Genomic DNA, 22,284 nt, shown 5'->3' with positions numbered 1-22,284 from the left:
GCCCAACGTGGATCCCGCGACCTTCGCGCCCGATGACGCCTTCGGCATCCTGGCGCAATCGATAGGCGGCGGTGGCGGCAACGGCGGCAGCGCCACCGCGAAGGACTTCGTGCTCGTGGCCCCGACCGGAACCGGCGTGCCCGTCGCGGTGAATATGCAGGCATCCGTGGGCGGCAACGGCGGCATCGCGGGCGGCGGCAATACGGTCACCGTGAACCTGGCCCACGGCACGTCCGTCGCCACCCTGGGCGACGGCTCGCACGCAGTCGTGGCGCAGTCCATCGGCGGCGGCGGCGGCAATGGCGGCGATGCGTCCACCTTGTCGACCACGCTGGGCGATAAGGACAGCGTGGAGATATCCTCCAGCATCGCCATCGGCGGCATCAACACCGGCAGCGGCAGCAACGGCGGCCAGGTCAACGTCACGCTCGGCGACGCCGGCACGGCCTACGCCCGTATTCCATCCGCGCTGCAACTGCCGCCCATCAACGTGCGGCCGCCCGCCTCCACCATCGTCACCTATGGCGACTATGCCAACGGCGTGCTCGCGCAGTCCATAGGCGGAGGCGGCGGCAATGGCGGCGTCGGCGCGAGCAACGCCTATGCGCAAGGCGGCCTGGTCAATCTCAAGGCCACCGTGGGACTCGGCGGCCAAGGTGGCCAGGGCGGCTATGGCGGCACGGTGAACGTGACGCAGAACCCGAACCAGACCATCCAGACGCTGGGCTCGGGTTCGCGCGGCATCACCGCGCAATCCATCGGCGGCGGCGGCGGCAATTCGCAGGGCGGCACGCTCTATCTGGGCGGCGCCGTGAACGGCTATGGCGGCCGCCTGAGCGTGGGCGTCGGCAAGACCGGCGGCAGCGGCGGCGACGGCGGCGCCGTGAACGTGACGACCTCGGGCGCGATCGCCACGGCGGGCGGCGATGCCGACGGCGTGATGCTGCAATCGATAGGCGGTGGCGGCGGCCTGGGGGGCTCCATAGGCGCGGATGCCTCGTCCAATCCCATCCTGGATCGCATCGGCACCTTCGAGGACAACAAGAGCCGGCTCACCGATTCGGGCGCCACCTACACGCTCACCGTCAACGTGGGCGGCAGCGGCGGCGGCGGCGGCAACGGCGGCGCGGTCACCCTCACGCACGCCGGCCAGATCGCCACGCGCGGCGACTGGGCCGACGGCTACGTGGCCCAATCCATCGGCGGCGGCGGCGGCGCCGGCGGCTCGTCCACCGCGTCCGGCAGCAAGGTCAACGCCAACATCACGGTGGGCGTCGGCGGCACGGGCGGCATCTCCGGCAATGGCGGAAACATCACGGCGTCCTTCGATGACGACCATGCGAACCTGATCACCACGGCCGGCTATTCGGCCTACGGCGTGCTGCTGCAATCCATCGGCGGCGGCGGCGGCCAGCGTGGCGNCGGATCCGACATGGCCAGCGGCAACGTCACGGTGGGCGGCGTGGCCGGCGGCGCGGGGGGCGCGTCGGGCAACGGCGGCACGATCTCGATTCCCGCCGGTGGCAGCTGGATCAACATCACGACCACCGGCAGCGACTCTCCCGCCATGGCCATGCAGTCCATCGGGGGCGGCGGCGGTATCGGCGGTGCCGGCAATACGAGCTCCGCGCTGGGCGTCAACACGCACGAGATCGCCATCGCCGTGGGCGGCAAAGGCGGCGTCACGGGCGACGGCGGCGGCATCGACGCAACCACCGGCGGCGCCTTTACCACGTCGGGCGCGCGTTCGTATGCCGTGGTGGCGCAGTCCATCGGCGGCGGCGGCGGTATCGGCGGCGCGGGCAATTCCGCCAACCTGCTCGGCGTGGGGCTGGGCGGCAGCGGCGGCGCGGGCGGCAATGGCGGTTCGGTCAACCTGGTGTTGACGGCTAGCAGCCGCGTGAACACCTCGGGCGCCGGCGCGCACGCGATCGTGGCGCAATCCATCGGCGGCGGCGGCGGCATCGCGGGCGACACCTCGCTCGGCATACAGCTGGATCCGGACGCGTGGGGCGGCAAGCCCGCCGATGCGAATGCCAACGGCAACGGCGGACCAGTGGTCGTCTCCGTGGATGGCGGCGTCAACACCACCGGCGCGAACGCATTCGGCATCATCGCGCAATCGATAGGCGGCGGGGGTGGCCTGGGCGGCGCGGGCGGTAGCGGCTTCGCGGGCAACAGCAATGTATCCGCGACAGGCTCGGCGGGCGCTGTGCAGGTCACCCAGGCCGGCACCTTGAACGCGACCGGCGCCGGGTCCACCGGCATCTTCGCGCAAAGCCAGGGTCCCTCGGGCAATGGCATCGTTACGGTCAACGTCAACGGCAGCGTACAGGGCGGTTCGGGCAGCAACGCCAGCGGCGCATGGATCGCCGCCGGTACGAACAATGTGCTGAACGTCGGCGCAAGCGGCTCCATATCGGCGCTATCGGGCACGGCCGTGCGCTATGACGGCAATAGCGATACCGCGTCCGGATCGGTACTTACGATCAACAACAGCGGCACCATCCAGGGCAACGTCATCTGCAACAACACGGCCGGCAACACCGCTTGCACCGGCAACCTGCCCGAGCTCAACAACGCCAGCACGGCCACGCTCGCGAATGCCACGATCTACCAGGCCAATATCGACAACGCGGGCCTGATGGTTATCGGCACGCCGGGACGTTTCGACACCACCAGCGTCAGCGGCTCGTTCTCGCAACGAAGCAGCGGCGTCCTGCGCGTCACGGCGGACTTCGACCAGCTGCGCTCGAACAGGCTGGTGGTGCAAGGCCCGTCGAGCCTGAACGGCACGGTGGACGTCGCGCCCACCAGCCTGCTGCCGGATCGCGAGGTCACGGTACTGACGGCGCAAGGCCCCACGCAGGGACAGGTCGAAGCCGTGGATTCCCCGATCATCGACTACGCTGCGCGCCAGTCCGGTCCTGATACTCGCGTACGCGCCGCCGGCGCCGACTTCGCCGCGCCGGCGATGGGCCTGCGGCATAACCAGGCGACCGTCGCCGACAATCTGCAGCGCGCGTGGGACGCCGGCGGCAACTCCGGATTCGGCGTGCTGTTCGCCGCCCTGGACCAGGCGTCGCGCCAGGGCGCCGATACGTATCGGCAGAGCCTGTCCGACCTGTCGCCGGGCGTGGCGCTGGCGCCGGCGGTGCAGATGCAGGCCAGCATGGCGCGCTTCAACAACGGCATGATGTCCTGCCCCGTCTTCACCGGCAGCGGCCCGCTGACGGGCGAGCGCGATTGCCTGTGGGGCCAGGTGACCGGACGCAGCACACACCAGGACGGCAACGGCGGCACCGCGGACCTGAAGTACGACAGCATGACCTACCAATTCGGCGGCCAGCGCCAATTCCGTCCCGATTGGTTCATCGGTGCGTCGGCGGCCTATCAGAGCAGCCAGCTGCGCGGCCAGGATGGCCGCGTGACGGGCGATGGCGACAGCGGCTACCTGGGCGTGGTGCTGAAGCACCAGGCGGGCCCGTGGACCTTCTCCGGCGCGCTGGGCGGCGGCTACGGCTCGTATGACCTGGATCGCAACATCGGCATCCCGGGCCTGCAAAGCACCGCGAACGGCAACCCCGACGTATACAGCATGGGGGCCAAGCTGCGCGCGGCCCGTACCTTTGCGCCCACCGGCAACCTGTATCTGAAACCCTACGTGGACCTGGACGCCACGTATGTGCGCATGCCTGGATACAGGGAATCCGGCAACGACCTGCACCTGTCCGTCGACGGCAGCGACCAGTTCGTCATGGCGCTATCGCCCATGCTGGAAATCGGCGGCCGCGCCGAACTCGGCAACGGCGCGACGATGCGGCCCTATGCCTATGCCGGCGCGTCCTTTCTTTCCAAGGACAAATGGCGCACCAGCGCGCGCTTCCAGGGCGCGCCCGCCGGCACGGGATCCTTCAGCACCACCATGGAGACGGACAGCGTCATCGCCAGGATAGGCGCCGGACTGCAGGTCACGACGAAGTCCGGCGTGGACTTCCGGCTGCAATATGACGGCGAATTGTCCGGCAGGATCGCCAGCCATAGCGGCACGCTGCGGGTGATGGCGCCGTTCTAGCGCCAGGTTTTCCACCAGGCCTTTGTAGCGGCCGGGATTGACGGCCTTGGTACTGCCTCCTCAAGAACAGACACGGTGAAACGGAAGGCGGTCAGCCCGCCGGCCGGTGGCCCGCCGCGCTAGTCCACCTGCGCACCCGAGGCCTTGACCACGGGCGCCCACAGGGCGCGTTCCTCTCGCAGCAGCGCGGCGAAGGAAGCGGGATCCCCGCCCCAGGTTCCAGGCGGGCGATCCACGCCCATGGCCAGGAGCTGGCCGGTGACCGCCGGGCCCTGCATGGCCTTGTTCACCTGGGTATTGATTTCACTGACGACAGGCGCCGGTATTCCCGCCGGACCGACGAGGCCGAACACGACGCTGGCTTCCATGCCCGGGTAGCCCGCCTGCGCCATGGTCGGCACTTCTTTCAAGGTGCCGAGCCGATGCGACGCGGTAACGGCCAGGGCGCGAACCTTGCCGCCCCGTATCATCGGCAAGGCCACGGGCACCGATGCGAAGAACATATCGACCTGGCCGCCGATCAGGTCCGTCAAGGCCGGCGCGGCGCCCCGGTAAGGCACGTGCAGCATGTCCAGTCCGGTCTGGCCTTTCCACCGCTCGCCCATCAGATGCGCCAGGGTGCCGTTGCCGGATGAGGCGAACGTAATCCTCGTTTTCCGCCCGGCGGCCACGAGATCCGCGACACTGCCATACGGTCCGCTGGCGGAAACGATCAACACCAGCGGCACCTTGGCGAGCAGCGCGATGGGCTGCATGTCCTTCTCGATGTCGTACGGTATGCGGTGATAGAGGAACTCGTTGACGATCATATTGCTGGACTCGCCCAGGGCCAGCGTGTAGCCGTCCGGCGCCGCACGGAAGGTCTGGTCGAACCCGATATTCCCACCCCCGCCGGGACGGTTCTCCGCCACGACGCTCCATCTGGCCGACTCCGCCAGCGCATTGGCCAGCACCCGGGCCATCGCGTCCGTCCCTCCGCCCGGCGGCGCCGGCACGATCAGCCTGATGGGCTTGACGGGAAAATCCTGCGCCACGCCGGCTCCGGCGGCCGCCGAGGCCGCCAGCAGGAAGGCCGAACGCAGCACCGTGCGACGGCGGCGATCGATATCGTTGATAGTGACGGTCATGGCTCATCTCCCTTGCAAGGTTGTTGGTCCGCCGAACGCAATACGCGCGACAAGGACACGCTGTCGCCGTTGCGCAGGTCCGCGATCGCATCCAGGATGGCCCGCTGCCTGGCGGACGACAGCCCTTTGCGCGTGGCCACGCGGAACTTGGTTTCCAGGTCCGCCCATCCCAAGGGCGTGGCGGGGTCGCCGCGCGGATCCATCACAGGCGATGCCAGGCGTTGGCCGTTCTTGAGGCTGATAGCCACGCTGGCCGGCGAGCGGGCCGGAAAGAGCGGTTCCACCTCGGCGTCATGCACTACGGTGATCCGCGCCGCCAGATCCCGTACCTGGACGTCGCCCAGGTGTCTCGCTTCCAGCGGGAGCAAGGCATCGCTCCCGTGCACCGCGCACAAGGCCAGGCAATAGGGAACGCTGTATTGCGCTTCCACCAGCGTGACGGGCGCCGGGCTGTTGGACAGGTTGAAGGTGGCGCGATAGGTATGGACCTGCATCCCGGCGATATCTTCGGCATCCAGGCCGTGACGGGCCCGCAGGTGCAGCCATCCCTCCAACGGCGCGTGGATGTGGCGGCAACATCCGAAGGGCTTGAAGTAGGTGCCATGGATCAGGGGCGTGCCGCCCAGGCCGCGCAACGCGATGTCCGGATCGAACAGCCGCGCGTCATCCAGGACGGCGACCGGGCCTGCGTAGCCGGCCATCGCCAGGCGTAGCGCGGCCCAGCCGGCGGCGACGCCGGCCGCGATCCCCTCTTTCACGTCGGAGCCGGCAACGCCGGCCAGGGCGGGCAAGGCCGGCGCCGTCTGGGCGGCGATCGCCAGGGCGTGCGCGATCACCGCGGGATCGAGGCCCAGCATCCTCCCCGCCGTCGCCACCACCGCGTAGCCGGACCAGGCCCCCGACGGGGCATAGGCGGGCCTGGCCATGGCCAGGCGCACGCCTACCTCGTATCCGGCAACGATGGCGGCGCACAGATTCGCGGCCGTATCGCGCGGGCGTTCATCCATCAAGGCGAGCGCGGTGGGAATGACCGCCGCGCCCGGGTGCCCGCGCGCCTGCCGGTAGCCGTCGTCCAGGTCGAGCGCCGCGGTTGCCGCGCTGTTCGAGAACATGGCGGCGGCCGTGCTTGCCGACCGTCCCGTGAACCACATGGGCGCCGGGCCACGCCCGTATAGCGCCAACGCGGCCTCTTGCGCCGCCGCCACCGCGGGCAGACCGAGCGCGGCACCCGCGCTCGCCAGCGCGTCCAGGATGCAGCGCCATACGGCGTCCTTGGTTTGTCCGTCGATGGCGTGGGGGTCCAGGCCGGCGACGTAACGTCCCAATCGCAGCGCCAGTCCGACATCCGGCGCGGAGTGGCCACGATGCCCGGAAGGCGCGCGGAGCGCGGCCGTTCCGGCTTCCCGGGCCTCTGAGCTATTACTTTTGAGCATATTTATACCGAAGTCACGTCCGGATATTTCCCCGGCCTAAGACCCTTCAATCACAAGTCCGTGAATAATAGACAGGCGCGCGGCCGCGAAATAGTTAAGAATCAACGCCTGCTTATGCCTTAGAGGTATAGATGAAAATCGACATGAACATGCGCCATATCGAAGCGTTCCGGGCGGTCATGATTTCCGGCAGCGTCGTGGGCGCAGCCAAGCTGTTGAACGTCACGCAGCCCGGCGTCAGCCGTACCATTGCGCTACTCGAACTGCGGCTGGGCTACGCGCTGTTCCATCGCAAGGGACGCCGGCTCGTACCGACGTCGGAAGCCGAAGCCCTCTATCGCGAAGTGGAACACCTGTATGTCGGCATCGAGCGGATCACGCAGGTGGCCTATGACATCGGCCACCATCGCGCGGGCGCGCTGCGTGTCGCCACCCTGCCCGCGCTGGCGCATTGGTTCATACCCAGGGTGATCGCATCGTTCCTGAAAACGCGTCCCAAGGTCCGCGTCTTCGTGCAGACCTTGCCGTCGACGCAGATCGCCGAACTGGTATCGACGCGGCAGTTCGATATAGGCCTGGTCGAACTGCCGATGTCCAGGTCCGGGGTCAGCGTGCAGCCGCTGCCGGCCTGCCGCATCGTCGCGGTCCTGCCGGCGCGGCACAGGCTGGCCGCGCGCGACCGCGTCGCCTTGCGCGACCTGGCCGGCGAACGCCTGGTGCTTCCCTCTCCGCAAAGCTATCTGCGCTACCAGATCGACGATGCATTCAATCGCCTGGGCATCACGCCGGACGTGGTCGCGGAGACGCCGACGTCACCGTTGATCTGCGGCCTGGCCGCGGAAGCCTCGGGCATCGGCCTGGTATCGGCCTGGACGCCGATACCGCAAGGCGACCCGCGCATCGTGCAAAGGCCATTGAAGGAGCGGCTGGTGTCCCAATACGCCTGCATGCGCCCGGAACATGCCGTCCCCATGGCGCTGGCGGATGAATTCCAGTCCTTGGTCGGCAAGCAAATACTGGCCTTGGCGCCGGAACATGCTTGAACGAACGTTCGGCCAGCGATGGCGCGACGCTCGACGGCATCGGCTAATCTCTCAGTCGGCACCCGGACAGACAGCCGCGCGGTGCTTACATCGGACATACATAGGCGAAACATCATGGCGACCCTCAACTGCATCTCGTCGATGGCGACGAAACGCCTGCTGGAAGAAGCCGCGGCGGACTTCCGTGCGCAAACCGGGATTTCCGTCGCGCTCGAATCGGTGGGCGGCGTCGTGGCGGCCAAGCGCGTGTCGGATGGCGAACCGTTCGACGTGGTCATCCTGGCCCAGGACGCGCTGGACGCCCTGGCGGCCGCCGGCAAGATCGAGCCCTCCACGATGACGGCCATCGCCCTTTCCCAGGTCGCCGTCGCCGTGGCGGACGCGGCGCCCGCGCACGCGCTCGATCGGGCCGACGACCTGCGCGCGCTGATGTCTTCCGCGCCGCGCATCGGCTACTCGACCGGCCCCAGCGGCGTGGCCTTGATATCGCTGATCAGGGAATGGGGCATGTACGACGCGCTTCAGCCCAAGCTGGTGCAAGCGCCGTCCGGCGTGCCGGTTGCCAGGCTGATCGCCGACGGCACCGTGCAGCTGGGCTTGCAGCAGCGTAGCGAGCTGCTCGGCATGCCCGGCATACGGATCCTGGGCGACATGCCGCCAGGGGCGGAGATCAATACCGTATTTTCAGGCGCGGTGCGCATGGGCGCCGCGGCACCCAACGAGGCGGCCGGATTCCTGGCCTACCTTGCATCCGATCGCACCACGGCGCTGAAGACAAAGATCGGGATGACGCCGTTGCAGCCGCGTTAAACCGCGATCGCCCGCATCAGCGCCTGCACGTCCTCGGGACGATCCGCGCGCCCGCTCATCACCACCCGGCCGCGCTCCAGGGCATAGAAGCGGTCGCACAGCGTCAGCGCCCGCGGCACATTCTGCTCGACCAGCAGGATGGACTGCCCCGCCGCCTTGACCTGCGCCATGACCTCGAACAAGTCGTTGATGATGAGCGGCGCCAGGCCTTCGGTCGGCTCGTCGATCAGTAGCAGATCGGGCTGGCCGAGCAGCACGCGGGCGATGGCCAGCATCTGCTGTTCGCCCCCCGACAGGGTGGTGCCGGGCTGTGCCCGGCGTTCGGCCAGCCGCGGGAATCGCTGATAGATGCGATCGAGCCGGCCCCGCGCTTCGGCGCGGCCCAGGCGGGCGCACTGCATGAAACCCATGGCCAGGTTTTCCTCCGTGGTCAGGCCGGGAAAGATACGCCGGTCCTCGGGCACCAGGCCGATGCCGCGCCGGCAGATCTTCTCGGCCGGCAGGCTGGCCAGCGATTCGCCGCGGAAGCGGATTTCGCCGCCGCTGGGCGCCGTCCAGCCCGCGACCGTCTTGATCGTCGTGGTCTTGCCCACGCCGTTGCGGCCGAACAGACCCACGACTTCGCCCGGGCCGACTTCCAGCGTCAAGCCCTGCAGGACATGGCTCAGCCCGTAATGCACGTGTACGTCGCGCAGTTCAAGCATGCGCGGCCTCCCCGAAATAAGCGGCCTGGACCGCGGGATCGGCGCGGACATCCGACGGCCGTCCTTCGGCCAGCTTGCGGCCCTGCGCCAGCACGACCACATGGTCGGAGACGTCCATGACCAGGCCGACGTCGTGCTCGACCAGCAGGATCGTCAGGTCGCCGGCCAGGCGCTTGATCAACGCGGCGGTTTCCTGGGTGTCGCCATGGGACATGCCCTGGGTGGGCTCGTCCAGCAGCAACAGCCTGGGTTTGCAGGCCAGCGCGACCGCGATCTCCAGGCGCCGCTGCTCACCATGCGACAGCGCGCCGGCGGGCTCGGCCGCCTTGGCCTGTAGCCCGAACTCTTCCAGCAGTTCATCCACCCTGGCCCGGGCGACGCGCGAGGCCGACAGCGGGCGCAGCCCGTTCCAGCCGCCGTCCAGGACCTGCGCGGCGAGCCGCAGATTCTCCGCCACGGGCAGCTCGAAAAACAGATTGGTGATCTGGAACGAACGCGCGAGACCGGCGCGCAGCAGCGCATGAGGCGTCCAGCCGGTGACGTCGCGACCGTCGAACGTCACCGTACCCGCCGTCGGCCGCAAGGCGCCGCTGATGAGATTGAACAAAGTGCTCTTGCCAGCGCCATTGGGGCCGATCAGCGATGTGATACCGCCACGCGCGACTCGCAGCGTAACGTCGTCCACGGCCCGCAGCGCGCCGAAACGCACGCTCAGGCGGTCGACCCGCAGGATGGGATCGCCGGCGGCGGCCGTTCGGTCGGTCGTGCTCACTTGCGCCTCCGCAATGCGCCCACCAGCCCGGCGGGAAAGAAGATGACCGCGATCATGAACAACAGGCCGATCACGATGAGGTGATGTTCCGTATAGGTGCCGATGATGGACTTCAGGCCGAACAGAATGACGCTGCCGTAGAGCGCGCCGATCAAGGTCCCGACCCCGCCCAGCACCACGGTGATGACGGCGTTCCCCGACGTCTGGAAGTACAGCAGTTCCGGCGAGGCGAAGCCGCGCAACACGGGATACAGCGCGCCCGCCACGGCCGCCAGGACGGCGGCGATCACAAAGGCCGCCAGCTTGTAGCGCCAGGGATCGAAGCCCAGGAAGGAAAGCCGCTGCGGATTCGCCCGCAGTGCCTGCATGTTGCGCCCGAAGGGTGTGTTCAGCAGGTAGCTGAGCACGCCATACATGATCATGACGATGGCCAGCACGACCAGGAAAAACCCCAGCGGATCCGACGCCGGGACTTCCCATGGCCCCATGCCGACGGCCACCACCGGCACACCCATCAGGCCGTCGGAGGCGCCCAGCGCCTGGATGTTATAGACCGCCTTGGCCGCGATCTGCGCCAGGCCGAAAGTGATCAGGGCAAAGTACACCCCGCGTGCCCGGATAGCGATGACGCCGGCCACCAGGCCCGCGAGCGCGCCGCTGGCCGCCACCACCACCAGCATCGGCCAGAAGGAAAAGCCCGCGTCGCGCAACAACAGGCCGGCCAGGTAGGCGCCGAAGCCGAAGAACAGCGCCTGCCCCAGTGACAGCAGTCCCGCGATACCTAGCAGCAGATCCACCGCCATGGCGAGGCCGCCGAAGATCAGCGCTTCGGTCGCCAGCCGCAGATAAAAGACGTTGTCCGTCAGCCAGCCCGCCAGGCCACCCGCCAGGGCCAGCACCACGAACGCCATGGCCAGCCCGGGGCGCATGCGCGTACGCTGGTTCGCCGCGCGCGGCAGCGCGATCGTATCAGCCATGGCCCAGCCTCCCGAACAGACCTTGCGGACGGAACATCAGTACGAGCACCATGATCCCGAATAGCAGCGGATCCGACCACACCGGCGAGATATACAGGCTGGACAGCGCCTGCACCTGGGTCAGGAGCAAGCCGGCGATGATCGCTCCCTTGATGCTGCCCAGCCCGCCCACGATGACCACCGAGAACGCCATCAGGATGAAATCCTTGCCCATGGTCGGAAACACCGAATACACCGGCGCCAGCAGCACGCCCGCCAATCCGGCCAGCGCCACGCCGAAGGCGAACGTGGCCGCATAGACCCGTAGCACGGGAATACCCAGCGAGGCCGCCATGTTGCGGTCGTAGGCCGCGGCCCGCACCATGGCCCCCAGCCGGGTGCGGTAGACCACCCACCAGACCGCCGCCACGATCGCCACGCCCACGCCCATCAGGAACAGGCGGTAGGTGGGGAAAATCATGCCGAACAGCTCGGTCGCGCCGGCGATCGGCGCGTCCGGGCGCAGCGGGTTGGGACCGTAGACCAGCTTGAACAGGTCCTCCAGCACGATCGCCATGCCGAAGGTCAACAACAGCGTCAGGATATGGCGGTCCTTGTGGTGGAACACGCGCTGGATCAGCGCGCGCTCCGTCAGGTAGCCGATGGGCAGCATGACCAGCGGCACCAGCACCAGCGCGACCCAGAAGTCCACGCCGATCGCCAGCAGCGACATGCCCAGGTAGGCGCCCAGCGCGTAGAACTCGCCGTGCGCCATATTGATGACATCGAGCAGGCCGAAGATGATGGTCAAGCCCAGCGCCATCAGTATCACGGCCACGCCCAGCGACAGGCCGTTGACGACCTGCGGGGCATAGACGAACTGCAGGCTTTCGAACAAGGCGTTCATGGCATTCCTTACGAAGCCGGCCTACCAGCGCTTGCAGACGCTGGCATCGATGGCGTCCTTGCCGTCGACCTTGCTGACGATGGTGAAATCGCCGTTCTGGATGCGCACCACGTACATGTCCTGGATCGCCTGGTGATCGGCGGCGCGCATGGTCTTGCGGCCTTGCGGCGTATCCCATTCCAGGCCTTCCATGGCCTTGCGGACCTTGGCGGTGTCGGTGCTCTGCGCTTTCTCGACGGCGGCCTTGTAGAAGTACAGGACGCCGTAGGAATCCGCGCCGTACAGATCGGGCAGGACCTTGTTCGCGCGCTTGAACTTCTCGACGAACTGCTTGTTCTCGGGCGTGTCGATCTCCGGCGAGTAGCCGACGCCGGTGACGAAGCCTTCCGCGTTCTTGCCGATGGCCTTGATGTTCTGCGCCGTGATCGCGCCGGAGACGCCCACCATCGTCAGGTTCTTGTTCATGCCGTACTCGCTCATCTGGCTGAACAGGCGCACGGTGTCGTTGCCGGCCGTCGACGTATAGAAGACCTGCGGCCGGGCGGCGCGAATCTGGCCGAAATAGCTCGAATAGTCCTTGCTGTCGAGCGGCGCGAACAGGTCGCCCACCGGCTTGATGCCGCGCTTCTCGGCGGCGGACTTGAAGGCCGCTACCGTGCTGCGGCCCATTTCATAGTCCGGCCCCAGCAGGAAGAGCGACGCGCCCGGCTTTTCCTTGGCCAGCCAGGCGGCCAGCGCCACCGATTGCTGGCCCGCCTTCGCGTTCACCCGGAACACGTTGGGCGAGCACTTGTCGCCGGTGATGGCGTCCGAGAAGGACACGGTGGTCGCGATCAGCTTGTTGTTGCGCTCGGCCACCTGCCCCACCGCCAGCGTCGACCCGGAATTTACCGTGCCCGTCAGGAAATCGACCTTGCTTTGCTGGAACAGCTTTTCGGCTTTCTGCACGGCCACCTGGGGATTGGCCTCTTCGTCTTCGTACAGCAGTTCGACCTTGCGGCCCATGATGCCGCCCGCGGCGTTGATCTCGGCCAAGGCCAGGTCCAGCCCCATCTTCACCTGGGCGCCGATGGGCGCGTAGGTGCCGGACAGCGGCGTGACGACGCCCAGGCGTATCGGCTGCGCGTCTTGCGCGAGCGCGCCCTGCGCACCCAGGGTGCCCAGCGCCAGCAGCGTGGCCGCGGCCAGATGCATGGAAGGCCTGCGTTGCGTGGTATTCATGCGATGTCTCCTTGTCGTTATAGGCAGGCCGGCGGCCTGGCGGCACGCCGGTCGGTCCTGCGTTATGTACTCATGCCGCCGGTGGGCAGCGTGTAGTCATGCCGCCCACGCGGGGCGGCGCGCATCAACTCCCCTTGAAAACCGGCGCGCGCTTGCCATGGAAAGCTTGCACCCCTTCGCGGAAATCGTCGGAGCTGCGCAGGCGGCTGTAGCAATGCCCCTCCAGCTCGATGGCGATCGACAGCGTGGAATCCTCCGTGTCGTTCAACAACTTCTTGGCCGTACGCTGCGCGATCGGCGAGAAGCCGACCAGTTCCTCGACCAGACGGTCGGTGGCGGCTTCGAGCCCGGCGTCGGGCACGCACTCCGTCGCGATGCCCCAGTCATAGGCCTGCTTGCCCGGGATGCGGCGCGAACGCATGACGACGTCCTTGGTGCGCGTGATGCCGACCATCTTCTGCAAGCGCGCCGAGCCCCCCGAACCCGGGATCTGGCCCAGCTTCTGCTCGGGCAGCGCGTACAGCGTGGTGTCGGAAGCGATGCGGAAGTCGCAGGCCAGGGAAATCTCGAAACCCACGCCGAAGCAATAGCCGCGGTTGGCGGCGATCACCGGCTTGCCGCAGCGGGCCGGCGCGGCGATATTCCAGGCCAGCTTGGAAACGTGCTCCGGCGAGGCCGCCAGGAATCCCTTGATATCGCCTCCGCTGGAAAAGTTCTCGCCTTCGGCGCGCAACACGATGACGCGCACGGCGTCGTGTTCGTCCAGCGCTTCGAACACCAGGCGCAGTTGATCGCGTTGCGGCATCGAAATGATATTGAACGGCGGGCGCGCGAGCACGATGTCGGCGCGTTGCCGGGCCTCGTCGATCTCGACGCGGAAGCCGTCGAGATCGGCGAGCAGGTGATGGGCCGGATGCTTCAAGGTAGACACGAATACTCTCCTGGATGAATGATTGCGGTCCGGTTCCGGGATCAGGAAGGATCCCGCTCGAACTCCCCGGCCACCAGACAGCGGCGCAGGATCTTGCCGACCGGCGATTTGGGAATGCCTTGCACAAAGACGTAGTCGCGCGGACGCTTGAAATTGACCAGGTCGGACTGCCGGCAATGGGCGTCCAGCGCCGGGCCGTCGACCGGCTGGCGGCGCTTGACGAAGGCGACGACCCGTTGGCCCCAGCGCTCGTCCGGCAGGCCCACCACGGCGACCTCGTCGACCGCGGGGTGCAGCGATAGCAGCGATTCGATCTCGACAGGCGATATGTTCTCGCCGCCGGAAATGATCATGTCGTCGACCCTGCCCGTCACGTAGAGATCGCCGTCGGCGTCGATGTAGCCGGTATCTCCCGTGAAGTACCAGCCGTCGCGCAGCGCCTTGGCATCCGCGTCCGGGCGGTTCCAATAGCCTTCGAATGCCTCGTCCCCGGCCAGGTCGGCGATGACCTGCCCTTCTTCGCCCTGGCGCGCCGCGTCGTCCGGCCCGGCGGCGTCCAGCCGCACGACGCGGAGGCGGGTATTGATGCCCGCGCGGCCCGCGCAGCCGGGCTTGCGTGGCGCGTCCTGGTTGATCGCGCAGGTGTAGACCTCCGACGACCCGTAGTGATTGGCGAACAAGGTGGGCCGGAACGCCGCGTCCAGCCGCTTGAGCAGCGCATCATGCATGGGCGCCCCGGCGAAGCCGATTTTCCGCACCGAGGAAATATCGGTGCGCGCGAAGTCCTCATGCCCCAGGATGTCGTGGTACAGCGTGGGCACCAGGTACAGCGTGGAGATGGCTTCGTCCTGGATGGCGCGCAGTACCGCCGCGGGATCGTACTTGGGAATGCAGACGAACAGGCCGTCGACCAGCGCCATGGACAGCAGCGAGCGCACACCCATGGTGTGATAGAGCGGCATTACGCCCAGCGTGCGCTCGCCGCTCCTGTAGGTGTTCTGCGCGACATGCGCCAGTGCGGCCGCCCGCTCGTGGCGATGCCGCCGCGGCACGCCCTTGGGCTTGCCCGTGGTGCCGGAGGTGTACAGCATGAGCGATATATCTTCGGCGCTTGCCTGCGGCGCGAACGTCCCCTGGGCGGCGGCGCCGCCGCGCAAGAGTTCGGCGAACGGCAGGCCGGGACGCTCGCCGCCGGCGTCGTCGCCCACCATGATTCCAGGCAGCGCACGCGCGGAGGGCGATTGGTCCACCGCGTCGGCGCTTACGGCTTCGTAGGCAATCACGCGGGCGCCCGAATCGCATACGCAGTATTCGATCTCATCGCCCTTGGCGCGCCAGTTCAGCGGCGTCGCGATCACGCCCAGGAACTGGCAAGCCCAGTGCAGGGTGGCCATTTCCCAGCGGTTGCGCAGCACCATCAGCAGATGATCGCCACGGCGCAGCCCCAGGCCGGCCAGTCCGGCGGCCGCCGCGCGCACGTCTTCATACCATTCTCCGTAGCTGCGACGCACCGCGCCGTCGACGATGGCCGCGGCCGCCGGACTGCGCTCGACGCTTTGCAGAAAGGTGCGTCCGAGATCAAGCATCGGCTTCGTCTCCGTTATGGTTTTTCCTGGCAAGCCGGTCGCGCGCCGTTTCCAGCACGGCCCGGACGATATTGGTGTAGCCGGTACACCGGCACAGATGTCCCGACAGGGTTTCCCTGACCTGCTGCTCGGTCGGATCCGGCACGCGGGCCAGGAAGTCGTCGCAGGTCATGAGGATGCCGGACGTACAGAACCCGCATTGCAGCGCGTGGTGGCGCTTGAAGGCGGCCTGCAGGTCGCTCATGGGGGTCGCGGCATCCCGGGCATTCCCATCATCCGCGGGCGTCCCGGCCGCGCACTTGCGCGCCAGACCTTCCACGGTATCCACCCGCAGGCCTTCGGCCTGCACCGCCAGCATCATGCAGGAGCGCACCGCCACGCCTTCGACCTGCACCGTGCAGGCGCCGCACACGCCGTGTTCGCAGCCGACGTGGGTACCGGTCGCGCCCAGCTCGTGGCGCAGGAAATCCGCCAGCAGCGTGCGGTTGTCGCATGCGCCCGTGCGCGCCTTGCCGTTCAAGGTGATGGCGATGTCATCGCGCTGTCCACGGTCCAGAGCCTTCATCGGGTAGCCTCCTCGATCACCCGCCGTCCCAGCTTGCGCACCAGGTGGCGGCGATACACCGCCGTGGCGTGCGGATCATCCTGGGCATCCAGCTGCCAGGCGAAATCGTTGATGGCGCCGGCCAGCTCGCTTGCCGGCAGCCGCGGCATCGTCAGTACGCGCGGCCGATCCGCCACCCCGCCAACGGCCAGGCGGATCTCGCGCTCGCCGGCCACGGCGGCGCAGGCCACGATGGCGAAATCGCCATGCCTGCGGCTGACTTCGGCAAAGGCGTAGCGGGTGCCCGGGCGGTGCAGCGGATAGTGCACGTCTTCCACCAGTTCGTCGTGGCGGCGCGCGGTGGTCAGCATGCCCTGGAAAAACGCTTCGGCGTCCAGCTCCCGGCGCCCCTCGCGCGACCGCAGCCTGACCTTGCCACCCAGGGCCGCCAGCGCCAGGGGCAGTTCCGCGCTGGGATCGGCGTGCGCCACCGAGCCGCATACGGTGCCCCGGTTGCGGATCTGGAAATGCGAAATACTGGGAAAAACACGCGCCAGCAGGGGCACTTCGTCGGCCAGCGTGGCGCGCCATTCGACGGATGCCTGCGTGGCCGACGCCCCGATCGCGAGGAAACCGTTCTCCGGACGCACATGGGCGAGCCCCTGCACGCGGGAAATATCGACCAGTATCCGCGGCTGCGCCAGCCGCATGTTCAGGACCGCCATCAGCGACTGGCCTCCCGCCAGCACCCGGGCGTCGTCGCCGTACTCGTCGAGCAGGGCCAGCGCCTCGTCGACGGTATCGCAGCGGCGGTAATCGAAGATGGGCGGCTTCATTTCGAGATCCCCAGCCAACGCAGCAGGCGCCGCCAGGCCGGCATGCGCACCGGCGTGGCCCCCGGCGGTGGCACCGGCTGACCGCCGGCCTGGCCGCCGAGTTTCTCGAACAGCTGCGCCAGTACGATCCTGGCCGCGCCTTCCAGCATGCGTCCTCCCACCGCGGCCACCTTGCCGCTGACCTCCGCCTTATAGTCGTAGCGCAGCAGCGTGCCCGCGCCCTGCGGTTCGAGCTCCACGCTGCCGCTGCCGCGCGCCGTGCCCAGCGACGAAATCCCCGAGCCGGACAACCGCAGGCGATGCGGCGGCTCCAGCTCGGCAAGCTCGATCTCGGCCGCGTAGCGCGCCTTGACCAGACCCACGCCGACCGTCACATCGGCGCGATAGCGGTTCGGCCCGATCGGCTGCAATGCGTGGCAGCCGGGGATGATGCGGGCCAGGGCCTTGGGGTCCAGGAACACGTCGTAGACCGCTTGCGGCGGCGCCTGCAACCGCACCTCGCCGCGCGCGGTCAGGCCGCGGGCCTTGCCGGCGGGCGGCGCGGCCGACGTGGACGAAGCAGGCGAAGCGGCATCCGGCGCGACAGCCGGCCGCGCGAGGGCTCCGGCGGCAGGCTCGGGATCGGCCATGCCGATCAGCGACATGACCCGCGACGAACTCAAAGGCAGGCGCACGTCGGCCACGCCCAGCGCGTCGGCGACCGCATTGGCGATGCACACCGGCGTGCTCATGTTGTTCCCTTCGCCCAGCCCCTTGGCGCCCAGCGGCGTAAACGGCGACGGCGTCTCCATGTGGACGATCACCGGCTCGGGCACTTCACAGGCGGTCGGCACCGTGTAGTCCGCCAGCGTGCCCGAAAGAAAGCTGCCATCCGCCCCGTAGACGAACTCTTCCATCAACGCCGCGCCCAGGCCCTGGGCGAACGCTCCGCGTATCTGCCCGTCCGCCAGCGCCGGATTCAGGATGCGGCCGGCGTCATGACAGGTCACGTAGCGGTCGATACGGACCTGCCCGGTATCGCGGTCGACTTCGACCGCGCAAATATCGAACACGAAGCCGTAGGCGGCCGACGTATTGATGCGGTCATCCTCGGTGGGCGCGGTCAGCTGCTCCGGCGTCCAGAACACCGTGGCCCGCAGGCTGGGATCCTCGCCCGGCGGGAGCAGCGCGGGCGCCCAGTGCGCCCCGCTGGACAACCGGGCGAAGGGCAGCGCCTTGTCGAAGGCCCCCTCCGGAAAGACCTTGCCGCGGGCGAACCGTACTTCCCCGGGAGCGCAGCCGAACTGCCCGGCCGCGATACGCGCGAGCTTGTCACGCACCCGCACCGCCGCCAGATGCAGCGTACCCGCGACCGCGCCGGCGAAACGGCTGGAGTAGTTGCCGGCCGCCACCGACCAGGCATCTTTTTGCGTGTCCAGCTCCGCGTTGACAGTGATCTCCGACGGATCCAGGCCCAGCACGTCGGCGACGATCTGCGCGGCCACCGTCCGGTGCCCCTGCCCTTGCGGCGTCGAATCGATGACGGCGGTCACCCCGCCCAGCAGGTCGATGGCGACCGTCGCGGCGGCCAGCGCGCCGTTCTTCGGTCCGGCCTTGGCCCGCTGTTCGGGCGTCAAGGCCGTGGTGATATAGCCCATATTGGAGATGGACGGCTCGACGATGGCCGCGTAGCCAATGCCATACAGGCGGCCTTCGCGACGCGCCGCTTCGCGTCGCGCCAGCAATTCGTCCAGGCCGCCGTGGCGGGTCGCCAGCGCCAGCCCCTGGGGATAGTCCCCGGAATCCAGCAAGGCGCCGGCCGCCGCGCGGTAGGGGAATGCGCCCGGCTGCACGAAGTTGCGGCGGTACACGTCCAGCGGGTTCAGATCCAGCTCGACGGCGATGCGCTGCATCAACCGCTCCAGCGCGAAGTAGACCTGCGGCCCTCCGAACCCGCGCACCAGGCCGGCGGGGGTCTTGTTGGTCAGCACCACGCGATTGCGCACGCTCAGGTTGGGAATATCGTAGGCGCCGGTCAGGCAACCATGCATGCGGTAGAAGGTCGCCGGTTCCGGCGCGCGCAGGTAGCCGCCGACGTCGTCGTACTGGTCATAGTCCAGGGCCGTGATGCGGCCATCGGCCTCCACCGCGGCACGCAAAGTAGTCAGGCGGCCGGTCGCGGAAGTCGCCGCCACCAGGTGCTCCAGCCGGTCCTCCACCCATTTGACGGGAGCGCCGGCCTTGCGCGCGGCCAGGCACATCAACACGATGTACGGAAACACCGCCTGCTTGACGCCGTAGCTGCCGCCGGAATCGGGAGGCGTCTTCAGCCGCAGACGCGCGGCGGGAATCTGCAGCGCCAGGGCCATGACCGCATGCAGCGAAAACGGGCCCTGGAAATTGGACAGGACTTCATAGCCGTCGTCCGCGGACACGTGCTCGGCGGACACGACAAAGCATTCGATAGGCGTGCCCGAATTGCGCGGATAGCGCACAGTAAGCGCTACACAATGGGGCGCCCGCGCGAAGGCGGCTTCCGGATCTCCGTAGCGGAAAACGCGGTCGCTGGGGATGTTGCTGCCCACCTTGGGATGCAGCACGGGCGCATCCCCAGCGATGGCCGCCTCTATTTCGACGACCGGATCGAGCGGCTCGTACTCGACCTTGATGTGCTCCAGGGCATCTTCGGCCAGCGCGCGGCTCTCCGCCACCACCACGGCCACCGGCTCGCCCACATAGCGCACCGTGTCGACGGCCAGGCACCAGTGTTCCATGGGCTGCTTGACGCCGACCACGAAGGGCCGTGTCCAGCGCCGGACGTCTTCGCCGGCGAGCATGGCATGCACGCCGGGCAGCGCCAGGGCGGCGGCGCCATCCACGCCAAGCAGACGCGCATGAGCATGCGGCGAACGCAGCACGGCCGCGTACAGCGTGCCGGGCTTGACGCCCAGATCGTCGGCATATCGTCCTTTGCCTGTCAGCAGCGTATCGTCCTCGATCCGCTGCCTGGCGTCGCCCACGTGCCGTCCGGCGCGTTGCTGGCCTGTATCCAAGTCTCTTCCCGTCAGACGCCGGTCGTTGCCGCCGCGCCTCTTGTAATGAATCCTGTGATGGGCGCAGCTTAGACAGGAGCGGGACAGCTTGTCTTACCGGGAAATCCGGCTACTTACCCTGGAGTCTGATTTTCATAACTTTGCACGACCCGGCGGTAATCGATGGGCGCGCTGCCGATGTGCTGGCGGAAGAACCGGGTGAAATGGCCAGGCGCCGAAAAACCCAGCCGGTAAGAGAGATCGGTCAACGTCGTGTCGGGCCGGCTCAGCGCCTGCAGCGCCGCTTCCATGCGCAACACATTGCTGAAGACGTTCGGCGTCAGGCTGGTGCTGCGCCGGAAGAGCTCGAAGAAATGCGCGCGCGACAGCCCGCTGCGGGTCGCCAGCGCGGCCATATCCACAGGCGCGCCGACGTTCTCCCGCATATACGCCATGGCGCGCCGGATGCGCGGGTCGATGGCGCTCGTGGCGTGCTGATAAGGGATTCCCCGCAGATTGCGCCATTCCGAAAACGGGTCGATGACGGCGATCATCAGGTCGAACAGGACCGCCTCCAGCCGCTGCGGCGATATCTGATCGGCGAAGTACATCTCCATGGCCAGGTCGTCGGCCAGCTTGCGGATGCGGGGCGCGATCTCGACGCAAGGCTTGGGGAAAAACTGGGGATGGGCGGAAACCCAAAGCTGGCGCTGGATGTCGGCCAGCCAGGAAGGCTCTATGTACAGGGCCAGGATGACCGTGCGCGGCGCCCTGGGCCCGGGATGCTCATAGGAGTGCAGCTCCCAGGCATTGACCAGCACCGCTGTGTCGTCGGTCAAGGGGTTGAGACGATCGCGCACCGAGAAGAACGTGTCCGCCCCGCTGGCCTTGATCAACACATGGCAATGGTGGTGCGCATGCGGGATGAGCGGCTTGTCCATATCGAGCAGCGCGACCCGCCCGAACCGGCCGTGGAAGATTTTGATGGCCGTTGACAAAAGGTCCTCCTCATCGGCATCCGTCGCTTTCTCGTCATTGTTCTGTGCCGCCATTATAAGAAGCAGCGCCCGCGGGCGCTGCCTTGCATCGCGCCAACACATGGCAAACAAATAGAAAACAGGGACAGCGGCCTGCAAGCACACCGCTTCCTGCTCCCTGCCAGCGGCAAGCGGCGGCGTGCTCCGCCGCTAAGTATTTTCCCTAGATGTGGTCGTCAAAATAATCAGTACTATGAGCAAAAAACTCAGTAGGCTGACTAATTGGCCACGCACTCGGCGTCCATGAACGCCGATAAACAAGGGGTAAATCGTCATGATGCTGCGCAAACTGATCACAGGAGCCGCCGCGGCGGCCCTACTTTCAACGGCCGGAACGGCCCCGGCCGCCGAGGACGTCGCCGCCTTCCCGAGCAAGCCCTTCGACATCATCGTCACGTTCCCGCCAGGCGGCGGCACGGACATGCTGGCCAGGCTCATCGGCAACTACATGCCGGAAGCAATAGGCAAGACCGCCATCGTCGAGAACCGTCCCGGCGCGAGCGGCAACGTCGGCGCGCGCGTCGTGAAGGAACGGGCGCCGGACGGCTATTCGCTGCTGATGGTCAACAGTTCCTTCGCCGTGAATCCCGGTGTTTTCAAGACCCTGCCCTTCGATCCCAAGAAGGACTTCGACGCCATCATCAATATCGCCTACGTGCCCTCGGTGCTGGTGGTGCCGCCCGGTTCGCCCTACAAGAGCCTGGCCGACGTCACGGCGGCCGCGGCGAAAGCCAACGATGTCTCTTTCGGCTCGTGCGGCAACGGCACGCCGCAGCATCTGGCGGGCGAGCTGTTCAAGCTGCAGGCCAAGGTCAACATGGTGCATGTGCCGTACAAGGGCTGCGGTCCGGCGCTGAACGATGTGGTGGGCGGCCAGATCGGCCTGGCGGTGATCACGGCGTCCAGCGCGCTGCCCTTCATCAAGGCCGGCAAGCTGCGCGCCCTGGCGGTCACGTCCAGGGAGCGCTCCAAGCTGATGCCCGATGTGCCGACGGTGGCCGAACAGGGCTACCCCGGCTATGAACTGACGCAATGGCACGGCCTGCTGGCGCCGGCCGGCACGCCCGCCGATATCAAGCAGAAGCTCTATGAGGCCGTGGCCAGAATCATGCGGCGCCCCGACGTGGAGCAGAAGCTTGCAGACCTGGGTTACGACACCGCCTCCGACGGGCCGGCGGTTTTCCAGAAGATGGTGAATAGCGATATCGACAAGTTCACGGCGCTGGCGCAGAAGATCGGCCTGTCGGCGGATTAGCGCGGCGCGGTCAAGGCAAGGGAACAACAGGAGCAT

At 67.6% G+C, this 22,284-nt stretch carries 16 protein-coding genes; 3 read left to right on the top strand and 13 right to left on the bottom strand.

The window, feature by feature from the left end; all coding sequences use genetic code 11:
- Window positions 1–4,194: 4,194 nt before the first annotated feature.
- The gene (locus tag ACNA0R_RS18430; RefSeq protein ID WP_415827493.1) at window positions 4,195–5,202 is read right to left on the bottom strand and encodes a Bug family tripartite tricarboxylate transporter substrate binding protein; all 1,008 of its coding nucleotides are present in this window, start codon (window positions 5,200–5,202) and stop codon (window positions 4,195–4,197) included.
- Entirely contained in the window at window positions 5,199–6,527 is a 1,329-nt protein-coding gene (locus tag ACNA0R_RS18425) for an MmgE/PrpD family protein (protein WP_415827492.1), read from the bottom strand. The genes ACNA0R_RS18430 and ACNA0R_RS18425 overlap by 4 nt, the downstream gene beginning before the upstream one ends.
- Window positions 6,528–6,778: 251 nt before the next feature.
- Here ACNA0R_RS18425 and ACNA0R_RS18420 point away from each other — a divergent pair, with 251 nt between their 5' ends.
- Together ACNA0R_RS18420 and ACNA0R_RS18415 are read left to right on the top strand one after the other, a co-directional pair.
- Complete coding sequence (locus ACNA0R_RS18420) at window positions 6,779–7,678, top strand: LysR substrate-binding domain-containing protein (protein ID WP_415827491.1); 900 nt, start codon at window positions 6,779–6,781, stop codon at window positions 7,676–7,678.
- 114 nt (window positions 7,679–7,792) lie between these two features.
- On the top strand, window positions 7,793–8,488 hold the full coding sequence (locus tag ACNA0R_RS18415; protein ID WP_415827490.1) for a substrate-binding domain-containing protein: 696 nt from the start codon (window positions 7,793–7,795) through the stop codon (window positions 8,486–8,488).
- Here ACNA0R_RS18415 and ACNA0R_RS18410 read toward each other — a convergent pair.
- The 11 genes from ACNA0R_RS18410 to ACNA0R_RS18360 form a co-directional block, all read right to left on the bottom strand.
- Window positions 8,485–9,192 (bottom strand): ABC transporter ATP-binding protein, encoded by a 708-nt coding sequence (locus tag ACNA0R_RS18410; RefSeq protein WP_415827489.1) that lies wholly within the window; start codon window positions 9,190–9,192, stop codon window positions 8,485–8,487. The genes ACNA0R_RS18415 and ACNA0R_RS18410 overlap by 4 nt on opposite strands.
- Window positions 9,185–9,964 carry an ABC transporter ATP-binding protein gene (locus tag ACNA0R_RS18405; protein ID WP_415827488.1) on the bottom strand — a complete coding sequence of 260 codons (780 nt, stop codon included), beginning with the start codon at window positions 9,962–9,964 and terminating at the stop codon, window positions 9,185–9,187. Before ACNA0R_RS18405 ends, ACNA0R_RS18410 begins: the two co-directional genes overlap by 8 nt.
- Window positions 9,961–10,941: a branched-chain amino acid ABC transporter permease gene (locus ACNA0R_RS18400; protein WP_415827487.1), complete on the bottom strand. Its 981-nt coding sequence runs from the start codon at window positions 10,939–10,941 to the stop codon at window positions 9,961–9,963. The genes ACNA0R_RS18405 and ACNA0R_RS18400 overlap by 4 nt, the downstream gene beginning before the upstream one ends.
- Window positions 10,934–11,827 carry a branched-chain amino acid ABC transporter permease gene (locus ACNA0R_RS18395; RefSeq protein WP_415827486.1) on the bottom strand — a complete coding sequence of 298 codons (894 nt, stop codon included), beginning with the start codon at window positions 11,825–11,827 and terminating at the stop codon, window positions 10,934–10,936. The genes ACNA0R_RS18400 and ACNA0R_RS18395 overlap by 8 nt, the downstream gene beginning before the upstream one ends.
- Before the next feature lie 21 nt (window positions 11,828–11,848).
- A complete protein-coding gene (locus ACNA0R_RS18390) occupies window positions 11,849–13,048 on the bottom strand; it encodes an ABC transporter substrate-binding protein (protein WP_415827485.1) in 1,200 nt (399 codons plus the stop codon).
- 124 nt (window positions 13,049–13,172) lie between these two features.
- Entirely contained in the window at window positions 13,173–13,979 is an 807-nt protein-coding gene (locus tag ACNA0R_RS18385; RefSeq protein ID WP_415827484.1) for an enoyl-CoA hydratase/isomerase family protein, read from the bottom strand.
- 41 nt (window positions 13,980–14,020) lie between these two features.
- Window positions 14,021–15,565 carry an AMP-binding protein gene (locus ACNA0R_RS18380; protein ID WP_415827483.1) on the bottom strand — a complete coding sequence of 515 codons (1,545 nt, stop codon included), beginning with the start codon at window positions 15,563–15,565 and terminating at the stop codon, window positions 14,021–14,023.
- Window positions 15,558–16,130: a (2Fe-2S)-binding protein gene (locus ACNA0R_RS18375; protein ID WP_415827482.1), complete on the bottom strand. Its 573-nt coding sequence runs from the start codon at window positions 16,128–16,130 to the stop codon at window positions 15,558–15,560. Before ACNA0R_RS18375 ends, ACNA0R_RS18380 begins: the two co-directional genes overlap by 8 nt.
- Complete coding sequence (locus ACNA0R_RS18370) at window positions 16,127–16,945, bottom strand: FAD binding domain-containing protein (protein WP_415827481.1); 819 nt, start codon at window positions 16,943–16,945, stop codon at window positions 16,127–16,129. Before ACNA0R_RS18370 ends, ACNA0R_RS18375 begins: the two co-directional genes overlap by 4 nt.
- Window positions 16,942–19,977, bottom strand: a complete 3,036-nt coding sequence (locus ACNA0R_RS18365) for a xanthine dehydrogenase family protein molybdopterin-binding subunit (protein ID WP_415827480.1) — start codon at window positions 19,975–19,977, stop codon at window positions 16,942–16,944. The genes ACNA0R_RS18370 and ACNA0R_RS18365 overlap by 4 nt, the downstream gene beginning before the upstream one ends.
- Before the next feature lie 113 nt (window positions 19,978–20,090).
- Window positions 20,091–20,954, bottom strand: a complete 864-nt coding sequence (locus ACNA0R_RS18360; protein ID WP_415827479.1) for an AraC family transcriptional regulator — start codon at window positions 20,952–20,954, stop codon at window positions 20,091–20,093.
- Window positions 20,955–21,270: 316 nt separating this feature from the next.
- On the opposite strand from ACNA0R_RS18360, the gene ACNA0R_RS18355 reads away from it, so the two are divergent.
- Complete coding sequence (locus ACNA0R_RS18355; protein ID WP_415827571.1) at window positions 21,271–22,248, top strand: tripartite tricarboxylate transporter substrate binding protein; 978 nt, start codon at window positions 21,271–21,273, stop codon at window positions 22,246–22,248.
- Window positions 22,249–22,284: the final 36 nt, after the last annotated feature.

Origin of the sequence: Bordetella sputigena, from assembly GCF_965137885.1 — a bacterium.
Taxonomy (GTDB): domain Bacteria; phylum Pseudomonadota; class Gammaproteobacteria; order Burkholderiales; family Burkholderiaceae_B; genus Bordetella_C; species Bordetella_C sputigena.
Note: the sequence above shows the minus strand (reverse complement) of the source record. Positions and strands in the feature narration are given on the sequence as shown.

What these genes read in the sequence shown, in the direction of transcription:
- ACNA0R_RS18400 (WP_415827487.1), bottom strand. Translation starts at nt 10,941, where the DNA reads ATGGCTGATACGATCGCGCTGCCGCGCGCGGCGAACCAGCGTACGCGC.
- ACNA0R_RS18410 (WP_415827489.1), bottom strand. Translation starts at nt 9,192, where the DNA reads ATGCTTGAACTGCGCGACGTACACGTGCATTACGGGCTGAGCCATGTC.
- ACNA0R_RS18395 (WP_415827486.1), bottom strand. Translation starts at nt 11,827, where the DNA reads ATGAACGCCTTGTTCGAAAGCCTGCAGTTCGTCTATGCCCCGCAGGTC.
- ACNA0R_RS18375 (WP_415827482.1), bottom strand. Translation starts at nt 16,130, where the DNA reads ATGAAGGCTCTGGACCGTGGACAGCGCGATGACATCGCCATCACCTTG.
- ACNA0R_RS18370 (WP_415827481.1), bottom strand. Translation starts at nt 16,945, where the DNA reads ATGAAGCCGCCCATCTTCGATTACCGCCGCTGCGATACCGTCGACGAG.
- ACNA0R_RS18390 (WP_415827485.1), bottom strand. Translation starts at nt 13,048, where the DNA reads ATGAATACCACGCAACGCAGGCCTTCCATGCATCTGGCCGCGGCCACG.
- ACNA0R_RS18420 (WP_415827491.1), top strand. Translation starts at nt 6,779, where the DNA reads ATGAACATGCGCCATATCGAAGCGTTCCGGGCGGTCATGATTTCCGGC.
- ACNA0R_RS18355 (WP_415827571.1), top strand. Translation starts at nt 21,271, where the DNA reads ATGCTGCGCAAACTGATCACAGGAGCCGCCGCGGCGGCCCTACTTTCA.
- ACNA0R_RS18430 (WP_415827493.1), bottom strand. Translation starts at nt 5,202, where the DNA reads ATGACCGTCACTATCAACGATATCGATCGCCGCCGTCGCACGGTGCTG.
- ACNA0R_RS18415 (WP_415827490.1), top strand. Translation starts at nt 7,793, where the DNA reads ATGGCGACCCTCAACTGCATCTCGTCGATGGCGACGAAACGCCTGCTG.
- ACNA0R_RS18380 (WP_415827483.1), bottom strand. Translation starts at nt 15,565, where the DNA reads ATGCTTGATCTCGGACGCACCTTTCTGCAAAGCGTCGAGCGCAGTCCG.